This window comes from Paramicrobacterium chengjingii (assembly GCF_011751765.2).
Lineage (GTDB): Bacteria > Actinomycetota > Actinomycetes > Actinomycetales > Microbacteriaceae > Paramicrobacterium > Paramicrobacterium chengjingii.
In genome coordinates, this window is sequence record NZ_CP061169.1 from 1,686,507 (window position 1) to 1,709,432 (window position 22,926).

Here is a 22,926-nt window from a genome sequence, read left to right on the forward strand (position 1 = left end):
TGGTCACACTCCTCGTGCGGTGTTTGCGGCGGTTGGTGCAGCGTCAGGATGTGCCCAGCGAGGGCCCCGGCCGCGAGTCTTTATCAATTCTACGACTTCTTGAGCGGCTTCGCCGACAGTGGTGTTGGTCACACGGAAATCGAACTCGTCTTGAGCGGCCAATTCAACCTGTGCCGAGTCGAGTCGACGAGCCCGTTCAACGGCATCCTCCGTGCCTCTGCCGACGAGTCTGCGCACGAGTTCGTCCCAACTGGGAGGCAGCAAAAAGACGAGTGTGGCCTCAGGCATCCGTGCACGTACTTGGCGTGCTCCCTGCAGATCGATTTCGAGCAGAACGCTCGTGCCCTCAGAGAGTGCCTTCTCGATCGGTGAGCGCGGAGTGCCGTAGCGAAACGAGTTATGAACCGTCGCGTGCTCGAGGAGCTCCCCCGCCTCGATGAGACGGTCGAATTCTGCATCGTCGACAAAGTAATAATTCACACCGTCGACCTCACCGGGGCGTGGGGCCCTCGTTGTGGCAGAGATGCTCAAAAGCACATCCGGGTAATTGTCCCGAATGTGCGCGGCAACCGTTCCCTTGCCGACTGCGGTGGGGCCCGCGAGAACGACAAGACGACTGCGTCGCCGGGATCTGTTCGTCGATTCGCGCTGCTGAAGAAAGGCAGTCAGGCGCTGGCGCTGGTGAATGCCGAGCCCGCCGATGCGCTTTGCCCGCGAGATGCGAAGGTCAGAGAGGATGCGGTCGAGCTTTGTCGTGCCGATCGCGGGAACGCTGATCAGCAGATCGGTGATTCGCATGCGCCCTTCGACGCCGTCAGGATCGGCGAATCCGGCATCGAGAACGTCGAGAGCGGAGCGATGTCCGGTCGCGACGTCGGACTTCACGGCGGCGCGTGCTCGCCTGGCAGCAACGGCGGCCCGGGATGCGGCAAGGCGATCCACCTCTGGTGGACGCCGACTCGACGGTTCAGACAAAGGACTCCCTCACTTCAGTGGCACGCTGTAGAGCCACGCGCGCAATATCATCAGGCCCGGCTGACAGGATACTTCGGGATTCGCTGACGATCACACCTGGAGAAAGCTGACCGTAAATTCTCGAGGCATCGCCGACCCGAGCACCCTGAAATCCGAAACCAGGTGCGAGAACCGGAAGAATCGGATCGAATGCTGTATTCGTGTCGATTCCGAAAGTGCTCAACTCAAGAGTAGCCCCCGCGACGATTCCAATGTCGCCCAACTGCTCTGCGGCATTGTCAGCATTCCACGTCGAGATCCACGAGACGACGTCGTTAGCTACCGTTGTTCCGCTCGAAGTCGTTGACTGTTGCAACGTCGTGGCTTCTGGGTTGGAGGTTGCCGCGAGCACGAACGCGCCCTTGCCGTTCTGGCGCGCAACGTCGAACGTCTCGTTGAGCGCCGCTACCCCGAGGTATGGGTTGAGCGTGACGGCATCAGCTTCAAGGGGCGACCCTGGCGTCAGCCAGGCCGAGGCGTACCCGCGCATACTCGACCCGATCTCACCGCGCTTCACATCGGCGATGACGAGCAGGTGCGCTGCGCGGGCCGCGGCGAGAACGTCTTCGAGCGCAGCGTAGCCCGCCGAACCGAATCGTTCGAAGAATGCCACTTGCGGTTTAACAATGCCCACGGTGCCGATCGCCGCGTCGACAGCGCGCAGGCCGAACTGTCGTGCACCGTCGGCGCTGTCGGGCAGCCCCCACGAGAGCAGCAGATGGGCGTGTGGGTCGATGCCAAGGCACAAGCGCCCCTTCGCGTCGAAAGCTGACGCGAGGCGGTCACCAAATGCCGTGGTCATCCGACGAGGTCCCGTGCGCGCTGGTACTCCTGCAGACTGGTCACGTTGAACCCGGCGCGAATCGCGCCGAACGAAGCGACAGCGGCAGAAAGCTCGGCAACTGTGGTGAACAGCGGCTTGTCCGCGGCGACGGCTGCGGCGCGAATCTCGTAGCCGTCGGCTCGTGCCGAGCTGCCACTCGGCGTGTTCACGACAATGTCGACCTCGTTTCGGTCGATGAGATCGACGATGCTTTCGCCACCCTCGCTCACCTTGTTCACCGACCGAGTGGGAATGCCGTACCGGGTGAGAACGCCGGCCGTTCCTTCGGTTGCGAGAATCGTGAATCCCAGCTCGTGCAGGCGAAGGACTGATTGAACAACAGAGCGCTTGTCGCTATCGGAGACAGAGACAAAGACGGTGCCCTCGAGCGGAAGTCCTCCATACGCCGCCTCCTGGCTCTTCGCGAATGCGGTCGGGAAATCCTTGTCGATCCCCATGACCTCGCCCGTCGAACGCATCTCCGGCCCAAGCACCGAATCCACGACGCCGCCGTCACGGGTGCGGAATCGCTTGAACGGCAACACGGCCTCCTTGACGGAAACGGGTGAATCCATGGGCACGTGTGAGCCGTCTGTCTCAGGAATCAGACCGATGCGAACGAGGTCGTCAACGGTGGAACCGGTCATGACAAGCGAAGCGGCCTTTGCCAGTGGGATGCCGAGCGCCTTAGACACGAAAGGCACGGTGCGGGATGCCCGCGGGTTCGCCTCGAGTACATAGAGAACCCCTTGACCAATCGCGAACTGCACGTTGAGCAGACCACGCACGCCGATTCCCTGTGCAATTGCGAGCGTCGCCGCGCGCACAGCATCGATCTGCACGGTTCCAAGCGTGACGGGTGGAAGTGTGCAACTCGAGTCACCCGAATGGATGCCTGCCTCCTCGATGTGTTCCATGATGCCGCCGACGTACAGGCGTTCCCCGTCATAGAGTGCATCGACGTCGATCTCGATCGCATCGTCAAGGAACCTGTCGACAAGCAAGGGGTGGTCGGGTCCGACGATTCCCTGGTCGGCGATCCGGCGGAAATAATCGACGAGTGCGCTGCGCTCGTAGACGATTTCCATTCCACGCCCACCCAGCACGAAGCTTGGGCGCACGAGCACGGGATACCCGATCTCCTCGGCAATGCTGAGCGCGTCGTTTTCGTTAGTGGCAGTGCCATTGCGTGGGGCGAGCAGGCCTGCCTCGTCGAGGATCGTGGAAAATTGGCCGCGTTCCTCGGCTGATTCGATGGCTTCTGGCGTTGTGCCGAGAATCGGAATGCCGTTCGCCTTGAGTCCTTCAGCAAGGCTCAACGCCGTCTGCCCGCCGAGCTGCACGATGACACCGACGAGCTCTCCTGAGCGAGACTCTGCGTGGATGACTTCCAGCACGTCTTCGAGCGTCAGCGGCTCGAAGTACAGTCGGTCACTCGTGTCGTAGTCGGTTGACACGGTTTCGGGGTTGCAGTTAATCATGATCGTCTCGAAGCCGGCGTCCCGCAAAGCGAACGAAGCGTGTACACATGAGTAGTCGAACTCGACGCCCTGCCCGATTCTGTTCGGCCCGGAGCCGAGGATCACCACCTTGCGCCTGTCACTCGGCTCGACCTCGGTCTCGGTGTCGTAGCTCGAATAGTGATACGGGGTGAGCGCAGGAAACTCCCCGGCACAGGTATCCACAGTCTTGAATACTGGGCGCACTCCCAGCAGATGTCGAACTTCGCGCACCTGCTCGTCGGCGAACCCGCGCAGCTGTCCGATCTGTGAATCGGAGAACCCGTGGTTCTTCGCCGCCCGCATCACCGTGCCGTCGAGCATTGCGGCTTCACGGATGTAGAGGGCCACCTCGTTGATCAGAGCGATTTGGTCGATAAACCACGGATCGATCTTTGTGGCTTCGAAAATCTGATCGGAGGTTGCGCCCTTTCGCATCGCCTGCTGCACAAGCACAATTCGACCGTCCGTCGGCGTAGCGATCTCTGTGAGAAGTTCGTCGACCGTTCGCTTTTCCTCGCCCCAGTGAAATGATGAACCGCGCTTTTCAAGGGACCGCAGTGCCTTTTGAAGGGCCGTCGCGTAGTTGCGACCGATCGCCATCGCCTCACCGACGGATTTCATCGTCGTGGTCAGCGTAGGGTCAGCAGCGGGGAACTTCTCGAACGCGAAGCGCGGCACCTTCACAACGACGTAGTCGAGCGTCGGTTCAAAGCTCGCCGGGGTGACCTGCGTGATGTCGTTGGGAATCTCGTCGAGCCGATAGCCGATCGCGAGCTTCGCAGCGATCTTCGCGATGGGAAAGCCTGTGGCCTTCGACGCAAGCGCACTCGACCGAGAGACGCGTGGGTTCATCTCGATGACGATGACGCGACCGTTGCTCGGGTCGATGGCGAACTGAATGTTGCAGCCTCCCGTGTCGACTCCGACGGCACGGATGATGTCGATCCCGATGTCACGCAGGTTCTGAAATTCGCGGTCCGTCAGGGTGAGGGCGGGAGCAACGGTTATCGAATCGCCGGTGTGCACGCCAACAGGGTCGACGTTCTCGATCGAGCATACGACAACGGTGTTGTCGGAGCCATCGCGCATGAGCTCGAGTTCGTACTCTTTCCAGCCGAGGATGGATTCCTCGAGAAGCACCTCGTGAGTCGGACTCTGATGAATGCCATCGCCGGCGATGCGTAACAGATCCTTCTCGTTGTACGCGAAACCGGAGCCGAGTCCGCCCATGGTGAAAGACGGTCTGACGACGAGAGGGTATCCGAGCTCGTTTGCGTATTCTTTCGCCTGCTCAAGGTCGGTTGCGATGTACGACTTCGCAACGTCAGCACCGCACTCGACGACGAGGTCCTTGAAGACCTGGCGATCTTCGCCCTTGTGGATGGCTTCGAAACTCGCACCGATGAGCTCAACATCGTATTTTTCGAGGATGCCGTTGTTGTGCAGGTCGATTGCAGCGTTCAGCGCCGTCTGGCCACCGAGCGTCGGGAGAATTGCGTCGGGCTTCTCCTTGGCGATGATCGTTTCAATTACCGGCCAGGAGATCGGCTCGACATAGGTGGCATCGGCGAAGTCCGGGTCGGTCATGATCGTCGCCGGGTTCGAGTTGACGAGGATCACGCGCACACCTTCTTCACGCAGTACGCGGCAGGCCTGAGTTCCCGAGTAGTCGAATTCGCAGGCCTGGCCGATAACGATCGGCCCCGACCCGATGACCAGAACGCTGTTGATATCGTCGCGCTTCGGCATTAGTTGTTCTCTCCTGCGTTGTTCGTCGTGTCTGTGTGATCGGATTGCGCAATGACCATGTCGCGGAATCGATCGAAGAGGTACATGGCGTCGTGCGGACCAGCAGCGGACTCGGGGTGGTATTGCACGCTGAACGCGGGGATGTCGAGGCAATTCAGGCCCTCGACGACATTGTCATTGAGACCGTAGTGGCTGACCTCGACGCGGCCGTAGCCTTCAGCCGAATCGCTGATGCCCTCAATGGGAGCGTCGACAGCGAAGCCATGGTTGTGTGACGTAATCTCAACGCGGCCTGTCCCCTTGTCAAGCACCGGCTGGTTGATTCCTCGGTGCCCGAAAGGGAGCTTGTAGGTGCCGAACCCCAGCGCGCGCCCGAGAAGCTGGTTGCCAAAGCAGATGCCGAAATACGGGATCCCCTCGTTGAGCACCGAGCGAAGCATGTCGACGTGTCGATCCGATGCACCGGGATCACCCGGTCCATTCGAGTAGAACAGTGCTTCTGGGGCGAGGGCGAAAACCTCGTCTGCCGAGCTGTCTTGCGGCAGCACGTGAACCTCGAAGCCGCGTTCGGCCAGATAGTTCAGCGTCGATTTCTTGACGCCGAGATCGAGCACGGCGACGGCTCCGATGCGCTCCCCTGCCGCTGGCAGCGTGTAGTGCTCTCGAGTCGAAACACTTGCCGAGAGGTTGAGCCCTGACATCTCAGCGCTGCCTCGCACCATGTCAAGCTGTTCCGAATCGGTGAGCGTGAGCGTGTCCCCTGAGAAGATTCCGGCGCGCATGGCACCTCCCGCGCGGATGCGGCGGGTTACCGCTCGCGTATCAATCCCTGAGATGCCCACGATGTCGTCTGCCACGAGCTCACTGTCGAGGCTGTCCTCGGCGCGGAAGTTCGAGACAACGCGGGAGGGGTCGCGAACAACAAAGCCGGAAACCCAGATGCGTGACGATTCCTCGTCTGTGCTGTTGACTCCCGTATTGCCGATGTGTGGCGCTGTCATCATGACGATCTGACCCGCGTATGACGGGTCGGTGAGGGTCTCTTGATACCCGGTCATGCCCGTGGCAAAGACGACTTCTCCAAGTGTGGAGCCGGTGGCGCCGTACGCGTCGCCTCGGAATCGGGTGCCGTCCTCGAGCACAAGGACAGCGGGAGGCTTCGGGCTGAAGGATGTTTGCGTGGTCATGCGTTGCTTTCGCTTTCAAAGTCCGAGCGTGCTCGGTCAGTCGGGATGAGGTCTGAGATGGCGGCAAGAGTGCGCGGCTGATCCGCGGGTTCGCGCAAACGAACGTAACTGTCGCACTCGGTGCCGTCGAGAAGGGTCCACGAGATGCAGACAAGCCCGTCGGGCTCGACAACACGGTCGATGGCGACCTGCGACGTGTGCACCGACCGTAGTGATTCTGCAGGCAGAAACGCAGGTCGCTCGCCAGCCACGGCGAGGGATGCGCCCACAGACATGATGCTCAGTGTTCCGAAGCCACGAAAGCCGAGGCCGGGTAACGCGAGTCGTTCGAGGGGCTCACCAGCGCGCGTTGTGGCGACATACTGCACATCGAAGGTATCTGTCGGCGCGAAGTGCGCGGGAACGGGCACCAGGCCGTGATTGGCATCACGCACCGTGCGTCGTCGCCAGGAACGCCACATCATGCTGAAGAGCACGACGACAATGCCGGCGATAATGAGACCGGGGACGAGCCTATCCATGGAAAGTCGCCTCCTGGATGACCTCTCCTGGTTCCTTCAGTTCACCGTTGTCGAGGGTGACCCGGCCCTTATGGACCGTCGTCACCACCCGTCCAGGCAAGTGCCGACCGAGGTAGGGCGAGTTCGCGCTGCGTCCTTTGAGCGAGTTCTGCGAGAACTCTCCCGCAGCCGAGTCGTCATACAGCACGATGTTTGCGCTACTGCCGACGGTCAGCGGTTCTCCGTGGCCCGACAACATGCCGATTCTCGCTGGTGCGCTGCTCAGCACACGCTCGACATCGGTCCAGTCCAGCTGCCCCGTCGTGACGACGGACTCGTGGACGACACGCAGCGCAGATTCGAGTCCGACCATGCCGTTTGCCGCGGCATCCCACTCGCACTGCTTGTTCTCGGCAGGATGCGGTGCGTGATCCGTTGCGACGATGTCGATCGTTCCGTCGGCAAGCGCCTCGCGGACGGCGGCGACGTCGTCCTGCGTTCGCAGCGGCGGGTTGACCTTGTACCGCGCGTCGTATCCGGCTACGAGGTCGTCTGTCAGCAGCAAGTGGTGCGGGGTGACCTCAGCGGTGACGGGGATGCCGCGGGCCTTGGCCCAGCGGATCACCTCGACGCTGCCAGCCGTTGAAACGTGGCAGACGTGCAGACGTGATCCGACGTGCTCGGCGAGAAGGACGTCTCGCGCGATGATTGATTCCTCCGCAACGGCGGGCCAGCCTGTGAGGCCGAGCTCGGCCGAGCGCACGCCCTCATTCATTTGAGCGCCCTCGGTGAGCCGCGGATCCTGTGCGTGCTGCGCGATGACACCGCCGAACGCCTTCACATACTCAAGTGCGCGGCGCATGAGCAGCGGATCAGAGACGCAGAAGCCATCGTCGGAGAAGACCCTCACCCGCGCTCGGGACGACGCCATCGCACCAAGCTCCGCGAGGCGTTCTCCCTTCAGGCCGATGGTGACAGCCCCGATGGGCTGTACCGTCGCATAGCCAGCACGGTAACCGAGCTCCAGCTCTTGCTCGACGACACCAGCGGTGTCGGCAACGGGTGAGGTGTTCGCCATTGCGAATACCGCTGTGAAGCCACCGGCCGCGGCCGCTCGGGTGCCCGTGAGCACCGTCTCGCTCTGTTCGAAGCCTGGTTCGCGAAGGTGCGTGTGCAGATCGACGAGGCCAGGCAGCGCGAGCAGCCCTTCGGCATCGATGCGCTCTGCCCCTGCGGGGGCCGAGACGGAGCCCATCTCGGTGATGACACCGTTCTCTACAAGAATGTCCGTCGTCTGCCCATCGGAACGTCGAGCGCCCGCTATGAGCTGTGTGGGGGTCGTCACAGGAGTTCCTCTCGTTCGCCGGACAGCAGCAGGTAGAGCGCGGCCATTCGCACCGACACTCCATTGGTCACCTGTTCGCGCACCGTTGACTGCGCTGAGTCGGCGGCCGAGGCCGAGATCTCGAGGCCACGGTTCATCGGCCCAGGGTGCATCACAATCGTACTCGTCGGAAGTGAGGAGAAGCGTTCGTCATTCAGCCCCCAACGCCGTGAGTATTCGCGAGAGTTCGGGAAAAACGCGTCATGCATCCGTTCGGCCTGAATTCTCAGAAGCATGACGGCGTCCGGTGTGGCGCGAAGCACATCGTCGAGGTCGTACGACACTGTGACCGGCCAGGTGGAGACATCGACGGGAACGAGTGTTGGCGGCGCGACGATGGTGATCTCGGCGCCCAGCGTCGAGAGCAGCCAGACGTTCGAGCGTACGACCCGGGAATGCAGGATGTCTCCGACGATGGCGACGTGCATGCCATCGAGCCCACGGCCTCTGCTGGCCTCGCCATGTGCGCGTTTGCGCATTGTGTATGCGTCGAGAAGAGCCTGGGTCGGATGCTCGTGTGTGCCGTCTCCTGCGTTCATCACGCCCGCGGAGATCCAACCGCTCGACGCGAGTGTGCGGGGGGCACCGGAAGCGCTGTGCCGAATAACGACGGCATCGGCGCCCATCGCCTCGAGTGTCTGCGCCGTGTCCTTCAGGCTTTCGCCCTTCGAAACGCTCGAACCCTTGGCGCTGAAGTTGATGACGTCAGCCGACAGGCGCTTCGCCGCAGCTTCGAATGAAATTCGCGTGCGGGTCGAATCTTCGAAGAAGAGGTTGACGACGGTCTTCCCTCGCAAGGTAGGAAGCTTCTTGATCTCGCGACGCTGTGTCGCGGCCATGTCTTCTGCGACGTCGAGTAGCGAGATCGCCTCGTCGCGGGTGACGTCCTTTGTCGTGAGCAGGTGACGCATCAGTCGCCGATCTCCTCAATGGTCACGGCGTCTTCACCGTCGTACTCGAGTACGTGAACGTTGATTCTTTCGTGCGAGGCGGAGGGGAGGTTCTTCCCCACGAAATCGGGTCTGATCGGCAGCTCGCGATGTCCTCTGTCGATGAGGGTGGCGAGACGAACCGCCCGCGGCCTCCCGATGTCTCCGAGAGCGTCGAGCGCTGCGCGAATCGTGCGTCCGGAATACAGAACGTCGTCGACGAGCACCACGGTGACTCCATTGATTCCGCTCTCAGGAATGCTCGTGGGAGCCGGAGCACGTGTCGGATGCCGGTCGAGGTCGTCGCGATACATGGTGACGTCGAGTGCACCGGACGCGACAGTCGTTCCAGAGATCGAGCTGATCGTCTGGGCAACGCGATCAGCGAGGGCGACGCCCCGGGTTGGAATGCCGAGTACGACGAGCTTCTCGGCGCCCTTGTTCGATTCGAGGATCTCATGCGCGATGCGTGTGAGTGCTCGAGAGATGTCTGCGGATTGCAGCACTGTGCGCATACTCAATGCGCCACTCCCTTCTCCGCCTCTCTGGACGGCATTAAAGGTTGTTGGTGCTCTGATGGTATCTCACGCCGATCATTAAGGCGTCAGAAGGCTCCAGCAGCTTCGGCGATCTTGCCGAGAAGCCCGTTGACGAACCCCGCCGACTCGTCCGTCGACAACGTCTTGGCCAACTCAACAGCTTCATTGATGGCCACGCCCGTCGGCACCTCGTCATTGTGCAGAATCTCCCACACGCCAATCCGCAGTATCGCGCGGTCGACGGCAGGCATGCGCGCGAGAGTCCACCCCTGCGAGTACGTTTCGATCTGCTCGTCGATCTCGGCGCGTGACTCGAGAATCCCATCGATAATGTCGCGGGCGTACAGCCACGACGCCTCACGAGTCGGCTCGCTCGATGCGCGCTTCGCTTCGGCGCCCAGCGCTTCGACAAGATCTTGCTGCCGCACGTCAGCGCTGTACAGAATATCGATGGCGCGCTTACGCGCTTTTGAACGGGCGCTCACTAGTCGTTGACGCGTCCGAGGTAGTCACCCGTGCGAGTGTCGACCTTGACCTTGGTGCCGGTCTCAACGAAGAGCGGAACCTGAATCTCGTACCCAGTCTCGATCGTCGCACCCTTTGTGCCGCCCGTGGAACGATCCCCCTGCAGGCCGGGTTCGGTGTAGGTGATCTCAAGCACGACGGATGCGGGCAGCTCCACGTACAAGGGGTTTTCATCGTGCATCGCGATGGTGATCGACTGGTTCTCCAGCATGAAATTTGCTGCGTCACCGACGACCGCCGCGGGAACCTGAACCTGGTCGTAGTCACTCTGGTTCATGAAGATGAAGGAGTCGCCGTCGTTGTACAGGTAGGTGTAGTCGCGGCGGTCGACGTTCTCGAAGTCAAGCTTCGTCCCTGCGTTGAACGTCTTGTCGACGGTCTTCCCCGTGACAACGTTCTTGAGCTTCGTGCGAACGAAGGCACCGCCTTTGCCAGGCTTGACGTGCTGAAACTCGATGACGCTCCACAGGTTGCCGTCAATGCTGAGGACGGCTCCGTTCTTGATGTCAGCGGTTGATGCCATGAATTGGATGTCCGTTCAGTGGAAGATGAGGGGCCGAAACTGGCCCAGCACACGAGTTTACCGGCAGAGACTTGCGCCGCCAAAGGCGCGGCACTGCGGTTAGCGCAGCAGCTGCGCGACAGCGAGCCGATACGAGTCGAAACCGAACCCGGCGATGACTCCCGTTGCGACCGATGTCAGCACACTCGTATGACGAAATTTCTCACGTGCGTGAGGGTTTGAGATGTGCACTTCGATCACCGGAACCCCGGCGGTTGTCACCATCTCGACGGCATCGTGCAGCGCGTACGAGTAATGCGACCATGCGCCTGCGTTGAGCACAACGGGCGTCGAAGCATCCATGGCCTCGTGTAGCCAACCCAGCAGCTCGCCTTCGGTATCGGTTTGCCGCAGCTCGATGTCGTGCCCCTGCGCCTCGGCGCTGAGTTCGATTCGAAGATCCTCAAGCGTGCGTGTGCCGTAAACGTCGGGCACACGAGTGCCGAGCCTGCCGAGGTTTGGTCCGTTGAGAACGAGAACGCGCGTCATACCGAAAGCCTAGAGCCTAGGACCCGATTTCCTGATAAGCAGAGAAAAGCAATGACTGGTCGGGAGCCGGAAGCACCGACGGACGGCCGATGTCGTCGAGAACAATGAAGCGCAACAGTCCCGCGCGCGCCTTCTTGTCGCGCTGCATGGTGGCGAGGAGAGTCTGCCAACGTCCGATCGGGTACTCCAGAGGAAGGGAAAGCGAACCGAGGATGCTGCGATGGCGATCGACAGCCTCATCAGACAGCCGTCCGGCAAGACGCGAGAGTTCGGCAGCGAACATCATCCCGATGCTGACGGCTGCTCCGTGCCGCCATTGATAGCGCTCAGTATGCTCGATAGCGTGACCGAGGGTGTGCCCGTAATTGAGGATCTCTCTCAGCCCCGACTCACGGAAGTCCTCTCCGACAACGCGCGCCTTGACACCGATCGACAGTTCGACGACACGACGGAACTGCTCACTTGTGGGATCGGTGACGCTGTCGACATCATCTTCGATGAGGTCGAGAATCTCGGGCTCGGCTATGAAGCCGCACTTCGCAATTTCAGCGAATCCCGCAAGGACGTCGTTCCGTGGCAGCGGCTCGAGTGTGTCGAGGTCTGCGACGACCGCGCGCGGCGCATAGAACGCGCCGACGAGGTTCTTTCCTTCGGCCGTGTTGATTCCGGTCTTTCCCCCGACAGCGGCGTCGACCATGCCGAGCACTGTTGTCGGAATCTGCACGAGTTCAACGCCTCGGAGCCATGTCGCCGCGACGAATCCGGCGAGATCGGTTACGGCTCCTCCGCCGAAGCCGATGACGGCATCTGTACGGGTGAAATCGGCCTGGCCCATGATCTGCCAGCAGAATGCCGCGACCTCTACGCGCTTGCCCGCTTCGGCATCCGGAATCTCGGCGAGAAGCACCTGGCGTTCGCCGGATAACGCCGCACGAAGCTCTTCCGCGGCCTTGGAGAGGGTTGGTGGATGCACGATCAGCACCTTTGCCACCGAGGCGCTGAGCTGTGCGCCGACGTCATGGCGCGTGGCCCTGCCGATCGAAACACTGTACGGGGCGGCGCCCTCGACATCGATCGTTGTGGTCTCCGTCATGCTGTCCTTTCTTCCGTCACTGAGTCGCCCAGGCAGTGATCTCGTCGGCAATGCGCGAAATCGGCCGAGCTGAGGTGTCGAAGCTCACTGTCGCGAGTCGGGTGTAGATGGGGCGGCGCTCGTCGTAGATGCGTTGCCAGGCATCTGTCCCGTCTTTGAGGAGCGGTCGCTTCGAGGTGTTCATGCGTGCGAGCACGGCATCCGCGGCGACGGTGAGCTCGATGACGGTGTGCCGCTCGAGAAGGTGTTGCGACTCCGCATCGAGCACGGCGCCTCCCCCGAGGGAAACGACGGCGCTCTCGCCGAGAGCGTCGGCAACGGCCTGGCGTTCGAGAGCGCGGAAATGTGCTTCTCCGTATGTCTCGAAGATGCCGGTGATGGCGCCGTGCTCGGCGGCGATCACCTTGTCTGTGTCAATAAATCGAACACCGAGCGCCCGTGCGACGCGTCGGCCGATGCGGGTTTTGCCTGACCCCATGGGCCCGATAAATACCAGGGGTAGCTGTTTCGTCAACACGTCAGAGTGAACCGTCTGAGGTCCCGGCGGTGCGGAGCGTATGGGGAATGCTCCCGAGATAACCGTCGAGGTTGCGCCGCGTTTCACCGACGGAATCTCCACCGAACTTCTCAAGCATGGCGTCGGCGAGGACGAGGGCGACCATTGCCTCGGCGACGACTCCTGCCGCCGGCACCGCACACACGTCGGAGCGTTGATGGTGTGCGGTCGCCTCGTCGCCAGTGACGACGTCGACAGTGCGCAGAGCTCGCGGCACCGTTGCGATGGGTTTCATCCCGGCGCGGACGCGCAGAACCGTTCCCGTCGACATGCCACCTTCGGTTCCTCCGGCACGGTCACTTGTGCGCCGGATCGTGCCGTCGTCTGTGTAGAGCTCGTCGTGAGCCTGCGAGCCTCGTCGTGTTGTCGTGGTGAAGCCGTCGCCCACCTCCACGCCCTTGATGGCTTGAATGCCCATGAGCGCCTGTGCCAGTCGGCCGTCGAGTCGGCGATCCCAATGAACGTGTGACCCGAGTCCAGGAGGGACATTGTATGCGAGCACCTCGACGACGCCGCCCAGAGTGTCGCCGGCTTTGCGGGCATCGTCGACCTCGGCGACCATCTGCTCGCTCGTCTGGGCGTGAAAGCAGCGCAGCGGATCGTCATCGAGCTGAGCAAGATTCTCGGGATGCGGCAACGGAGCGTCGTCCGGTACACGGATGGGCCCGATGGACAGCGTGTGACTCACAAGTGTGACGCCGAGCTCTGCGAGGAAGGCCTTAGCGACAGCGCCAAGTGCAACGCGAGCAGCGGTCTCGCGGGCACTGGCGCGTTCGAGAATCGGTCGCGCAGTATCGAATCCGTACTTTTGCATGCCCACGAGATCGGCGTGTCCTGGGCGAGGGCGTGTGAGGGGCGCTCCGCGTCCTCGTGACTTTTCGCTGAGTTCTGTGGGCTCAGGGTTCATCACTTCGACCCACTTCGGCCACTCTGTATTGCCGATGCGAATCGCGACAGGGCTCCCAAGGGACTCGCCCTGCACGACTCCGCCTGAAAGATTGAGCTCATCTTGCTCAAACTTCATGCGGCTGCCTCGGCCATAGCCGAGTTTGCGTCGGGCGAGGTCAGCACGAATGGCGTCGATCGATACCGGCACCCCCGCAGGAAGTCCCTCGAGCACGGCAATGAGTTCGGGGCCGTGGGATTCCCCGGCCGTGAGCCAACGAAGCATGACTCCATCTTTCCACAGCGACAGCGTGCGGCCGACCGTGTGTCAGAGTGATGGCCTCACGCCATCCCATCGGCGGGAAGATTGACGGCTTTGAGCATCGCTGCGATGACGCGGTCTTCGCCAGGAAGGGGCGTGTGCGGTGACCCGGAATCGAAGATGCGCACCTGCAACAGCGCCTGGTGAGCGAGCATGGCGAGGCCATTGATCACCCGGCCCTGCTCCGCGTTCCAGGCCCGGGCCAGTTCACTCGGCCAGGGCGAATAAGCGACGTCAAGAAGAAGCGCCTGCCGACGGCTCTCTGGCGCGTATTGCTCCGGACTCCCGACGCCGCCGGGGAGGGTGCTGATGACTAGATCTGCATCCAGGGTGGAAGGCTGTGACCTGAACTTCATGATCTCTATGTCCACGTCGACGGAAGCGGCCAACGGCACGAGCCTTTTCGCACGCTCGGGGGTGCGCACTGAAACCTCTACGTGCGACGCACCGAGGCGGGCAGCGGCGACGACGGCAGAGGTCGCTGTCGCCCCTCCCCCGAGAATCATCACGGATTGCGGCGCGGAGGTGCCTGCTGCGCGCACCGCCCGCATGATTCCACCGACATCCGTGTTGAACCCGGCAACCGGCCCATTGTTCAGCCGAAGCGTGTTCACCGCACCGGTCAGCTCGGCATCATCGTCATGAACCACGGATGCCGCGAACGCCGCGTTCTTGAGCGGCATTGTCAGCGACAGTCCGCGCCACGATGAATCACACGTCTCGAGAAAGCGAGAAAGCTCATGCTCGCGAAGTTCTCTGCGCTCATAACTCCACGCACGCCCCAGCACCGTGTAGGCGGCGTAATGCAGCGCGGGAGACTGCGAATGCGCGATCGGAGAGCCGAGTACGGCAAGTCGATCGCTCATCAGCATCCGTTTCCGGGGTTTGCCTCGCACCAGGCGCGCAATTTCTCGACTGCCTTCTCGTGCTCTGCGTTGGTCGTGGAGAACACGGTCTCCCCCGTTTTCAGATTGACAGTCACGAAGTAGAGCCAATCTCCTGCCACGGGGTTGACGGCGGCGTCGATGGCGAGGTCCCCTGGGCTGGCAATGGGGCCGATCGGAAGTCCTTTGTGTTTATACGTGTTCCATGGACTGTCCGACTCGAGGGCTTCCTTGCTTGACCAGACCGAATCGCCGTCGGTGTCGACGCCGTATTGCGCTGTCGAGTCCATTTGCAGTTTCATCCCGGCATCGAGGCGGTTCTGGATCACTCGGGACACCTTGTAGAAGTCGTCTTGCTGTCGAGCTTCCCTCTGAATAATCGAGGCGATCGTCAGAACGTGCTCCCGATTCTCGGGGGCGACATTCGCATCGTCGAGCGCCGTGATCGTTCGAGACACGAGTTTCTGAATAACGTCGTGGGCACTCATGTCCGGCTCGAACTGGTAGACGGCGGGGAAAAGCCAGCCTTCGATGGAAGGCGCTGTTTTCGGAATTCCGAAGTCGGCCGGGTTCGCAGCGGCCTCGCGGAGGTCGTCAAGAGGGATCTCTGTTGCGTCGCTGACGAGGGTGAGAATCGCCTCTCCCGAGAGTCCCTCGCGGATCAGCGCCGTGCGTTCAACCTTATTGTCTTCGTCAAGCAGCGCAGTGAGTGCCGCACGGGCACTCATCTTCTTTTTGAGCGAATACGTGCCCGGTTGGAACGTCGGCTCGGGATCCTGCGTGAGTAGCAGCTGATAGAACGCCTTCGCCGTTTTCGTGACGCCCGATTCCGCCAGCGTCGCTGCGATGTCAGAGCCGGTGTCGCCTTCGGCGATGACGACGAGCACCTCGCCTTGCCCACCGCCCTCGTAGTCGGTTGGTTCTTCCCAGCCCATCACACTGCGAATCTGCGGCTCGAAGGTATTCCACACATAGACGCCGCTGGCCACGATGGCGGCGATGACAACGATGGGAAGCACCGTCCAGAGAATGATGTTGGAGCGCTTCTTGGGCTTCTTCAGCGATGTTTGGGCACGGCGACGCCGTGCCGCGCGGTCGTCAGCTGCCGACGGTGAAACGAGAAGGTCGAAGCTGGATGTAATGGGATCCGTCGCGGTCGGTGACGAGGAGTCGTCACTGGGTGACGTGTCGTCATCGCCCGGCTGATTAGGCGTACCGGCATCATCCTGTTCCGCGCTCCGGCGCTTCCGTCGCTCTTTGCGAGACAGCTGTCGGCCTCCGGCAACCGGCTCGTCCGTCGGTTCCTCGAACAGATGGCGAAGGGGATCCTCGCCTGGGGTGGGCTCACTGGGCATTCGTACTCACGATTCCGGTGTTGTCTCCACCCAGGTTCCGGGTGGCTCTGACGTCGACTTCTCGGTGTCGATAGCATGTTGCAGAATGATCACAGCCGCAACTTGATCAATGATCTTACGGGAACGCTTCTGGGAGCGGCCGGTGTCTCGCAGTGCTGAATGAGCAGTGACTGTTGACAGCCGCTCGTCAACGAGTCGAACCGGACGACCCGCCGCACCGGCCAGTCGTTGCGCGAATGCGACGGCATCATCCGTCGACGCAGTGTTTGATCCGGACAGCGACAGCGGAAGCCCGACAACAATCTCGATGGCATTCTGCTCATTCGCGATTGCGACGATCCGAAGAACATCTGCGGAACCCGCTGCGTCACGCGCAACGGTCTCCACAGGGGTGGCGAGCGTTCCGAGGGGATCGCATCGGGCAACACCAATGCGGGCTTTGCCTACGTCGACGCCCAGTCGCACTCCCGTGCGAAATTCGCCCACTCTCAGGCCTTCACCGCGTCGACGACGCTCGCGAGGGCAGCCGGGATGGCTGTGACGTCTTGCCCTCCGCCCTGGGCGATGTCGTCTTTTCCGCCGCCTCCTCCGCCGAGCACGCCCGCAGCCGTCCGAATGATCTGCCCGGCATGCACGCCAGCGCTGCGCGCGGCCTGGTTTGTTGCGACGATGATGACCGGGCGCCCCTTGACGTTCGCGGCGAGTGCGACGACAGACGGCTCGGATCCGAGACGATCGCGCGTCGTCGTGACGAGCGTGCGCACGTCGTCAGCGGTGGCCACGTCGTTCAGAGCCTCTGCAACGACGCGTATCGAGCCGACGGTCTGTGCGCTGGCGAGAAGCTCAGGAACCCGTTGAGCTTGAGCACGGGACTCATACTCCTTGATCTTCTTCTCTGCCTGTTTGAGGCTTGTGACAAGATCGCTGATGCGCGAGGGCAACTGTTCTCGTGGGGTTTTCAACGAGGACGTGAGCTCGCGAACGATGGCCCGCTCCGCCGTGAGATCGTCGAACGCTTCGAGACCGACGAGAGATTCGACACGTCGATTCGTCGACCCGACTGATGACTCGTTCACGAGGTTGATCATGCCGATCTCCGCACTCGTTGATACGTGCGTTCCCGCGCAAAGCTCCCGAGACCACGGGCCCCCGATATCGACGACTCGCACGACATCGCCGTACTTCTCGCCGAACAGCGCCATCGCCCCCAGCGATTTTGCCTCATCGAGGGGCAGCTCGCGTGTGACGACTTCGAGATTGTCTCGAATCGCATTGTTGGAGATCTCTTCAATCTCTGTCAGCGTCTCGCGCGAGAGCGCCTGGTTCCACGAGAAGTCGAGACGAAGGTAGCCGGCCTTGTTGTATGAACCCGACTGGTGAGCGTTCGGACCGAGAATCTGTCGAAGTGCGGCGTGAATCACGTGCGTGCCTGAGTGAGCCTGCCGTGCGCCGCGACGGTAACCGGCGTCAACAACGGTTGTCGCTCCTGCGTCAACTGACACGACACCGCGCTTCACTTTCACAGTGTGGCTGATCAGGCCCTTCACGGGCTTCTGCACGTCGAGTACCTCGAGCTCATAGCCGTTTCCGACTATCGTTCCTTTGTCGGCATCCTGACCGCCGGACTCGGCGTAGAGCGTTGTCTCAGCAAGAATGACCTCAGCCGTCTGGCCCTGTGAGGCGCTTGTCACCGACACGCCGTCGACGATGAGTCCGAGCACGCGTGATTCGGCAGTCATCTCGGTATACCCCAGAAACTGCGTTTCGCCATGGGCGCGGAAAGCACTGTATACGCTGAGATCGGCGACGTGCGACTTTTTGCTCTTCGCATCGGCTTTCGCGCGCTGCTTCTGCTGCGACATCAGAGAGTCAAACGCGTCGCGGTCGACAGTGAGCCCCGCCTCATCGGCGATCTCAAGCGTGAGATCGATGGGGAATCCGTAAGTGTCGTGCAGCAGGAACGCGGTGTCACCCGCGAGAACGTCCTTACCTGCCTTTTTCGATGAATCAACGGCGAGGTCGAGAATTGACGTGCCGCTTTCCAACGTATGCAGGAACGTGTCTTCCTCGCCGTATGCAGCTTGCGAGATACGATCGAAGTTCTGGGAGACTTCCGGGTAAGATGCGCTCATCGCGTCGCGTGAGACGGTGAACAGCTCGGGGAAACTGGGCCCGTCGACTCCAAGAAGTCGCATGGCTCGCACACTGCGTCGCAACAGTCGGCGCAGAATGTACCCGCGACCTTCATTCGACGGTGTGACGCCGTCGCTCATGAGCATGAGGGAGGAGCGAACGTGATCCGCGATCACGCGCATGCGCACGTCATCATCGTGGACTGCACCATAGCGGCGTCCAGATAGCTCCGAGGCCCGGTCGAGAACAGGGCGAACTTGGTCGATCTCGTACATGTTCTCGACGCCTTGCTTCAAGAACGCAACTCGCTCGAGCCCTAGCCCGGTGTCGATGTTCTTCGAGGGCAGTTCACCGACGATATCGAAATTCGTCTTGCTCGTGACGTTCTCGATCGCGTACTGCATGAACACGAGATTCCAGATCTCGACGTAGCGATCATCATCTGTTGCTGGCCCTCCGTCCGCGCCGTAGGCGGGGCCGCGATCGAAGAAGATCTCCGAACTCGGACCGGCAGGCCCTGGATGCCCCGTCGACCAGTAGTTCGTGTCTTTGTCGAGGCGTTGAATGCGCTCGTCTGGCAGCCCGGCAATGCGTTTCCACAAGGCAATGGCCTCGTCATCGTCTTTGTAGACGGTGACCCAGAGATCCTTCTCGTCAAAGCCATACCCGCCACTGGACTCTGCCGACGTGAGAAGCTCCCATGCGTACCCAATGGCGCCTTCTTTGAAATAGTCGCCAAAGGAGAAGTTTCCGGTCATCTGGAAGAACGTTCCATGACGCGGTGTCTTGCCCACCTCTTCGATGTCGTTCGTTCTGATGCACTTCTGCACGCTCGTCGCCCGAGGGTACGGGGCGGGAATCAATCCTGTGAGGTAGGGGATGAACGGAACCATGCCGGCGATCGTGAACATCACGGTCGGGTCCTCGCTCACGAGCGAGGCACTCGGCACGACCGTGTGTCCTCGCTCCCCAAAGTAATCAAGCCAGCGCTGACGAATCTCGGAAGTCTTCATGTGTCCGTTCGTTCGTGAATGATGAAAATCGTGTTCACCGTTTGTTGAGGTCGTCGATCGCCGCTTCGGCATCTTCGACGAGTGAATCGATCGTCTCGCGTAGCTCAGCCTCGCGCTCACGGTACGCTTCGGCGACGGTGTCAGTGAACTCACGCATTTTTGCATCGACGTCGGCGAAGAACTCGCGGCCGCCTTGCGTCTGATTGACCTTGTGGGCCACGACGAATCCGGTCGCGACGCCCACGAGAAGCAACAGCAGGTTCTTCATCTTCATCTCCTCGTCGAATGTGCTGGGAAGTCCGGGATTATCCTACCCGTTGCACGTGAGCACACGGCGTGTGCGAAAACACAGGAGGGCCACGGCGAACCGTGACCCTCCTGTCGTGCTGATGTCAGCGAGCTGCGTAGTACTCAACGACGAGCTGGACTTCACAGGTCACGGGAATCTCGGCGCGCTTTGGAGAGCGCACGAGGCGTGCCTGCAGCTTGTCGAGCTCGACCTCGAGGTAACCCGGAACCTTCGGCAGAACCTCTGCGTGGCCACCGGCGGCCGCGACCTGAAAGAGGTCGCTTCCCTCGCTGCGGGTCTTGACGTGGATGAGCTGACCTTCCTTGACCCGGAAGGACGGGCGGTCGACGAGCTGGCCGTCGACAAGGATGTGACGGTGCACAACCATCTGGCGGGCCTGGGCGGTGCTGCGAGCGAGGCCGGCACGAAGAACGAGGGCGTCAAGGCGCGTCTCGAGGATCTCAACGAGGTTCTCACCCGTCAGGCCCTGGCGGCGACGAGCCTCTTCGAATGCGATCTTCAGCTGCTTTTCGCGAATGCCGTACTGTGCGCGGAGGCGCTGCTTCTCGCGAAGGCGAACCGCATAGTCGGAGTCGGCCTTGCGCTTGGTGCGGCCGTGCTCACCGGGAGCGTAGGGGCGCTTCTCCATGTAGCGGGCGGCCTTCGGAGTCAGGGCGACGCCGAGTGCGCGCGAGAGGCGCGTTTTGGAACGGGACGTGTTTGACACGGTGTCCTTTCAATATGAATTCTCTAACAGTGCTTTGCGAGCACGCGCGAGCGTGCGGCAGGGCAGAGGGATTGACCAGGGACGCTCGGCTACAGAACGCAATCCGTCAAGTCAGGTGAGGACGCAGCCGCACGCACTCACCAGCTTTAGGCCAAAGGATATCTTAGCACGCGGGATCAGGAACGCGTTCCCCGGATGATGCGCAGAAGCTTCGTGAGCCGCGAGGACACATCTCTTTCGTTGCCGTGCTGCGTTGGGCGATAGTACTGCCGATCGGCGAGCTCATCTGGAAGATATTGCTGCGACGCGACTCCGAGCTCTGAATCATGGGGGTACACGTAGCCTTTGCCATGTCCGAGGCGCTTGGCACCAGGGTAATGAGCGTCACGCAAGTGAAGAGGGACGCGGCCGATGCGACCGTTTCTGACGTCAGCGATCGCCTCGTCAATTCCGACATTCGCAGAATTCGATTTTGCTGCCGTCGCGAGATAGACAACGGCTTCGGCCAGTGGGATGCGCCCCTCTGGCATACCGATGAACTGCACAGCATGCGCTGCTGAGACAGCGACCTGCAGTGCCTGCGGGTCTGCCATGCCGACGTCTTCCGACGCGGAGATCACGATGCGCCGGGCAATGAAGCGTGGGTCTTCACCCGCCTCGATCATTCGCGCGAGGTAATGCAACGCGGCATCCGGGTCTGAACCTCTGATCGACTTGATGAATGCGCTGATGACGTCGTAATGCTCATCACCGTTCTTGTCGTAACGCAGCAGGGCACGATCCACGGCCTGAGCAACGACCTCGGGCGTGATCACAGGTGAATCCGATTCGGCAGACGCCGAGACGGCCGCTGCCTCTAGAGCGGTGAGGGCGCGGCGAGCATCGCCTGACGCGAGTCGGATGATTGCGTCTCGAGCCTCGTCGTTGAGAGCTACCCGGTCACCAAGCCCTCGTTCATCGTGAACCGCGCGGTCGACGAGCTCACCCAGATCATCGTCGCTGAGCTGCTGAAGTGTGAGCAGCAGAGAACGGGAGAGAAGCGGAGAGATTACCGAGAATGACGGATTCTCCGTCGTTGCGGCAACGAGGATCACCCAGCCGTTCTCGACGCCGGGGAGAAGTGCATCCTGCTGCGCCTTCGTGAAGCGGTGAATCTCATCGAGAAAGAGCACGGTTGACAAGCCATAGAGGTCTCTACTGTTCAGTGCCTCCTCCATGACCCGTCGAACATCTTTCACGCCCGCTGTGACGGCCGAGAGTTCAACGAACCGCCGGCCAGACGAATTGGCGATGGATTGGGCGATCGTCGTCTTCCCTGTTCCGGGAGGTCCCCAGAGAATAAGCGAAACAGAGCCCGTCGTCCCCCCGGAGTCGCCCGCGAGCGCCACGAGCGGAGAACCGGGCGTGAGCAGGTGCTTCTGGCCTGCAACCTCGTCGAGGCTACGCGGGCGCATGCGCACGGCAAGCGGTACGTTCGACTGCTGATACGCCGTGCCGGTGTTCGCCATGCCGACAGGTTATCGGCTGCACCTGACAGCCGAGACGGTAGGCTGTGCACCGCGCGACCGCTCCCGGCGTAAAGTTCTTCTGGGTAACGTCGCGGTTTCACACGCGGCTCCCTATCGCACACCCAGGCTTCGGCCATCACGTTGGAGGAATCTGTGGCCCCTAGCAAATACGACGAGAAGAAGGCGCGGCTCGAGCGCAACCGACTCCGAGCCTTCCAAGCACGGCAGAGCGTGCACGATCACCGCCGTAAGCGTCGCATTCGCGACAACTGGATCGCGGGAATCCTCGTGGTGCTTGTGGCCGTCGGCGCGAGCTTCGCGCAAGTCTTCTACTTCTCGGAGGGTCCAGGCAATCCCGAGGCGGGCGCCACGCCGTCGCCGACAGCATCCGCCTCGCAGTATTCGAAACCGGATGCGTCACTCGCCGAAGACCGCGAGTGGACGGGCCAGATGACGATCAACGACATTCCTCTGGGAATCACTCTTGACGGCGCTGCCGCTCCGATGGGGGTGTCGAACCTCGTCTACCTGAGCCAGGAAGGGTTCTATAAGGGACTCAGCTGCCACCGATTGACCACCACCGAAGGATTCGGTGTGCTGCAGTGCGGTGACCCTAACGGCGACGGCAGCGGTGGACCAGGATACTCATGGGGGCCGATCGAGAATGCTCCGAAAGATGACTTCTACCCCGCCGGTACGATTGCAATGGCCCGACAGGGCAACAACGGCGACAGCATGGGGAGTCAGTTCTTCATCGTCTACGAGGACACCACCATCCCCTCTGACGAGGCTGGTGGCTACACTGTGCTCGGCTCGATCACCAGCGGACTCGACGAACTGAAGAAGGCTGTTGTCGACGAGGGCACTGGGGACGGATCGGCCGACGGTCCGCCCGCCGTCGACACTGTCATCAACGGCATAACGGTTAAGTAGAGACCGCCCCTGTTGGCCAACCCGC

At 61.6% G+C, this 22,926-nt stretch carries 22 protein-coding genes; 1 reads left to right on the forward strand and 21 read right to left on the reverse strand.

Annotation, left to right across the window (positions count from 1 at the left end; genetic code table 11):
- Window positions 1-3: 3 nt before the first annotated feature.
- The 21 genes from gmk to HCR76_RS08340 form a co-directional block, all read right to left on the reverse strand.
- The gene (gmk, locus tag HCR76_RS08240; protein WP_244971522.1) at window positions 4-975 is read right to left on the reverse strand and encodes a guanylate kinase; all 972 of its coding nucleotides are present in this window, start codon (window positions 973-975) and stop codon (window positions 4-6) included.
- Window positions 968-1,816: an orotidine-5'-phosphate decarboxylase gene (pyrF, locus tag HCR76_RS08245; protein WP_166989896.1), complete on the reverse strand. Its 849-nt coding sequence runs from the start codon at window positions 1,814-1,816 to the stop codon at window positions 968-970. Before pyrF ends, gmk begins: the two co-directional genes overlap by 8 nt.
- Window positions 1,813-5,088: a carbamoyl-phosphate synthase large subunit gene (gene carB, locus HCR76_RS08250; protein ID WP_166989898.1), complete on the reverse strand. Its 3,276-nt coding sequence runs from the start codon at window positions 5,086-5,088 to the stop codon at window positions 1,813-1,815. The genes pyrF and carB overlap by 4 nt, the downstream gene beginning before the upstream one ends.
- Complete coding sequence (gene carA / locus HCR76_RS08255) at window positions 5,088-6,275, reverse strand: glutamine-hydrolyzing carbamoyl-phosphate synthase small subunit (RefSeq protein ID WP_166989899.1); 1,188 nt, start codon at window positions 6,273-6,275, stop codon at window positions 5,088-5,090. Before carA ends, carB begins: the two co-directional genes overlap by 1 nt.
- Window positions 6,272-6,796, reverse strand: a complete 525-nt coding sequence (locus tag HCR76_RS08260; protein ID WP_166989901.1) for a PH-like domain-containing protein — start codon at window positions 6,794-6,796, stop codon at window positions 6,272-6,274. Before HCR76_RS08260 ends, carA begins: the two co-directional genes overlap by 4 nt.
- The gene (locus HCR76_RS08265; protein WP_166989903.1) at window positions 6,789-8,120 is read right to left on the reverse strand and encodes a dihydroorotase; all 1,332 of its coding nucleotides are present in this window, start codon (window positions 8,118-8,120) and stop codon (window positions 6,789-6,791) included. Before HCR76_RS08265 ends, HCR76_RS08260 begins: the two co-directional genes overlap by 8 nt.
- Window positions 8,117-9,070: an aspartate carbamoyltransferase catalytic subunit gene (locus HCR76_RS08270; protein WP_166989905.1), complete on the reverse strand. Its 954-nt coding sequence runs from the start codon at window positions 9,068-9,070 to the stop codon at window positions 8,117-8,119. Before HCR76_RS08270 ends, HCR76_RS08265 begins: the two co-directional genes overlap by 4 nt.
- Window positions 9,070-9,609 carry a bifunctional pyr operon transcriptional regulator/uracil phosphoribosyltransferase PyrR gene (gene pyrR / locus HCR76_RS08275; RefSeq protein ID WP_166989907.1) on the reverse strand — a complete coding sequence of 180 codons (540 nt, stop codon included), beginning with the start codon at window positions 9,607-9,609 and terminating at the stop codon, window positions 9,070-9,072. The genes HCR76_RS08270 and pyrR overlap by 1 nt, the downstream gene beginning before the upstream one ends.
- Window positions 9,610-9,692: 83 nt before the next feature.
- Window positions 9,693-10,112, reverse strand: a complete 420-nt coding sequence (gene nusB / locus HCR76_RS08280) for a transcription antitermination factor NusB (RefSeq protein WP_166989909.1) — start codon at window positions 10,110-10,112, stop codon at window positions 9,693-9,695.
- Window positions 10,112-10,675, reverse strand: a complete 564-nt coding sequence (efp, locus tag HCR76_RS08285; protein ID WP_166989911.1) for an elongation factor P — start codon at window positions 10,673-10,675, stop codon at window positions 10,112-10,114. The genes nusB and efp overlap by 1 nt, the downstream gene beginning before the upstream one ends.
- A gap of 99 nt (window positions 10,676-10,774) precedes the next feature.
- The gene (locus HCR76_RS08290) at window positions 10,775-11,203 is read right to left on the reverse strand and encodes a type II 3-dehydroquinate dehydratase (protein WP_166989913.1); all 429 of its coding nucleotides are present in this window, start codon (window positions 11,201-11,203) and stop codon (window positions 10,775-10,777) included.
- 16 nt (window positions 11,204-11,219) lie between these two features.
- Entirely contained in the window at window positions 11,220-12,296 is a 1,077-nt protein-coding gene (gene aroB / locus HCR76_RS08295; protein ID WP_166989915.1) for a 3-dehydroquinate synthase, read from the reverse strand.
- Window positions 12,297-12,312: 16 nt separating this feature from the next.
- Entirely contained in the window at window positions 12,313-12,810 is a 498-nt protein-coding gene (locus HCR76_RS08300) for a shikimate kinase (protein WP_235934054.1), read from the reverse strand.
- A gap of 4 nt (window positions 12,811-12,814) precedes the next feature.
- Window positions 12,815-14,023 (reverse strand): chorismate synthase, encoded by a 1,209-nt coding sequence (aroC, locus tag HCR76_RS08305; RefSeq protein WP_166989917.1) that lies wholly within the window; start codon window positions 14,021-14,023, stop codon window positions 12,815-12,817.
- Between the two features lie 56 nt (window positions 14,024-14,079).
- Entirely contained in the window at window positions 14,080-14,925 is an 846-nt protein-coding gene (locus HCR76_RS08310; RefSeq protein ID WP_235934056.1) for a shikimate dehydrogenase, read from the reverse strand.
- Window positions 14,925-16,298, reverse strand: a complete 1,374-nt coding sequence (mltG, locus tag HCR76_RS08315) for an endolytic transglycosylase MltG (RefSeq protein ID WP_166989921.1) — start codon at window positions 16,296-16,298, stop codon at window positions 14,925-14,927. The genes HCR76_RS08310 and mltG overlap by 1 nt, the downstream gene beginning before the upstream one ends.
- A 6-nt stretch (window positions 16,299-16,304) precedes the next feature.
- The gene (ruvX, locus tag HCR76_RS08320; RefSeq protein WP_166989923.1) at window positions 16,305-16,784 is read right to left on the reverse strand and encodes a Holliday junction resolvase RuvX; all 480 of its coding nucleotides are present in this window, start codon (window positions 16,782-16,784) and stop codon (window positions 16,305-16,307) included.
- 2 nt (window positions 16,785-16,786) lie between these two features.
- Window positions 16,787-19,444, reverse strand: coding sequence for an alanine--tRNA ligase (alaS, locus tag HCR76_RS08325; RefSeq protein ID WP_166989924.1), 2,658 nt, complete (start codon window positions 19,442-19,444; stop codon window positions 16,787-16,789).
- A 34-nt stretch (window positions 19,445-19,478) separates the two neighbouring features.
- Window positions 19,479-19,712 carry a hypothetical protein gene (locus HCR76_RS08330; protein ID WP_098409339.1) on the reverse strand — a complete coding sequence of 78 codons (234 nt, stop codon included), beginning with the start codon at window positions 19,710-19,712 and terminating at the stop codon, window positions 19,479-19,481.
- A 124-nt stretch (window positions 19,713-19,836) separates the two neighbouring features.
- Window positions 19,837-20,460: a 30S ribosomal protein S4 gene (rpsD, locus tag HCR76_RS08335; RefSeq protein WP_166989926.1), complete on the reverse strand. Its 624-nt coding sequence runs from the start codon at window positions 20,458-20,460 to the stop codon at window positions 19,837-19,839.
- A 176-nt stretch (window positions 20,461-20,636) separates the two neighbouring features.
- On the reverse strand, window positions 20,637-21,968 hold the full coding sequence (locus tag HCR76_RS08340) for a replication-associated recombination protein A (protein ID WP_166989928.1): 1,332 nt from the start codon (window positions 21,966-21,968) through the stop codon (window positions 20,637-20,639).
- Between the two features lie 153 nt (window positions 21,969-22,121).
- On the opposite strand from HCR76_RS08340, the gene HCR76_RS08345 reads away from it, so the two are divergent.
- A complete protein-coding gene (locus HCR76_RS08345; RefSeq protein ID WP_166989930.1) occupies window positions 22,122-22,901 on the forward strand; it encodes a peptidylprolyl isomerase in 780 nt (259 codons plus the stop codon).
- Window positions 22,902-22,926 lie beyond the last annotated feature (25 nt).

Bases quoted from the DNA above. Each gene is read 5' to 3' on its own strand.
- alaS (WP_166989924.1), bottom strand. From the start codon at position 19,444: ATGAAGACTTCCGAGATTCGTCAGCGCTGGCTTGATTACTTTGGGGAG.
- mltG (WP_166989921.1), bottom strand. From the start codon at position 16,298: ATGCCCAGTGAGCCCACCCCAGGCGAGGATCCCCTTCGCCATCTGTTC.
- carA (WP_166989899.1), bottom strand. From the start codon at position 6,275: ATGACCACGCAAACATCCTTCAGCCCGAAGCCTCCCGCTGTCCTTGTG.
- aroB (WP_166989915.1), bottom strand. From the start codon at position 12,296: ATGACGGAGACCACAACGATCGATGTCGAGGGCGCCGCCCCGTACAGT.
- aroC (WP_166989917.1), bottom strand. From the start codon at position 14,023: ATGCTTCGTTGGCTCACGGCCGGGGAATCCCACGGCCCCGAACTCATT.
- carB (WP_166989898.1), bottom strand. From the start codon at position 5,088: ATGCCGAAGCGCGACGATATCAACAGCGTTCTGGTCATCGGGTCGGGG.
- HCR76_RS08270 (WP_166989905.1), bottom strand. From the start codon at position 9,070: ATGCGTCACCTGCTCACGACAAAGGACGTCACCCGCGACGAGGCGATC.
- efp (WP_166989911.1), bottom strand. From the start codon at position 10,675: ATGGCATCAACCGCTGACATCAAGAACGGAGCCGTCCTCAGCATTGAC.
- HCR76_RS08260 (WP_166989901.1), bottom strand. From the start codon at position 6,796: ATGGATAGGCTCGTCCCCGGTCTCATTATCGCCGGCATTGTCGTCGTG.
- pyrF (WP_166989896.1), bottom strand. From the start codon at position 1,816: ATGACCACGGCATTTGGTGACCGCCTCGCGTCAGCTTTCGACGCGAAG.
- HCR76_RS08310 (WP_235934056.1), bottom strand. From the start codon at position 14,925: ATGAGCGATCGACTTGCCGTACTCGGCTCTCCGATCGCGCATTCGCAG.
- HCR76_RS08340 (WP_166989928.1), bottom strand. From the start codon at position 21,968: ATGGCGAACACCGGCACGGCGTATCAGCAGTCGAACGTACCGCTTGCC.
- HCR76_RS08330 (WP_098409339.1), bottom strand. From the start codon at position 19,712: ATGAAGAACCTGCTGTTGCTTCTCGTGGGCGTCGCGACCGGATTCGTC.
- HCR76_RS08290 (WP_166989913.1), bottom strand. From the start codon at position 11,203: ATGACGCGCGTTCTCGTTCTCAACGGACCAAACCTCGGCAGGCTCGGC.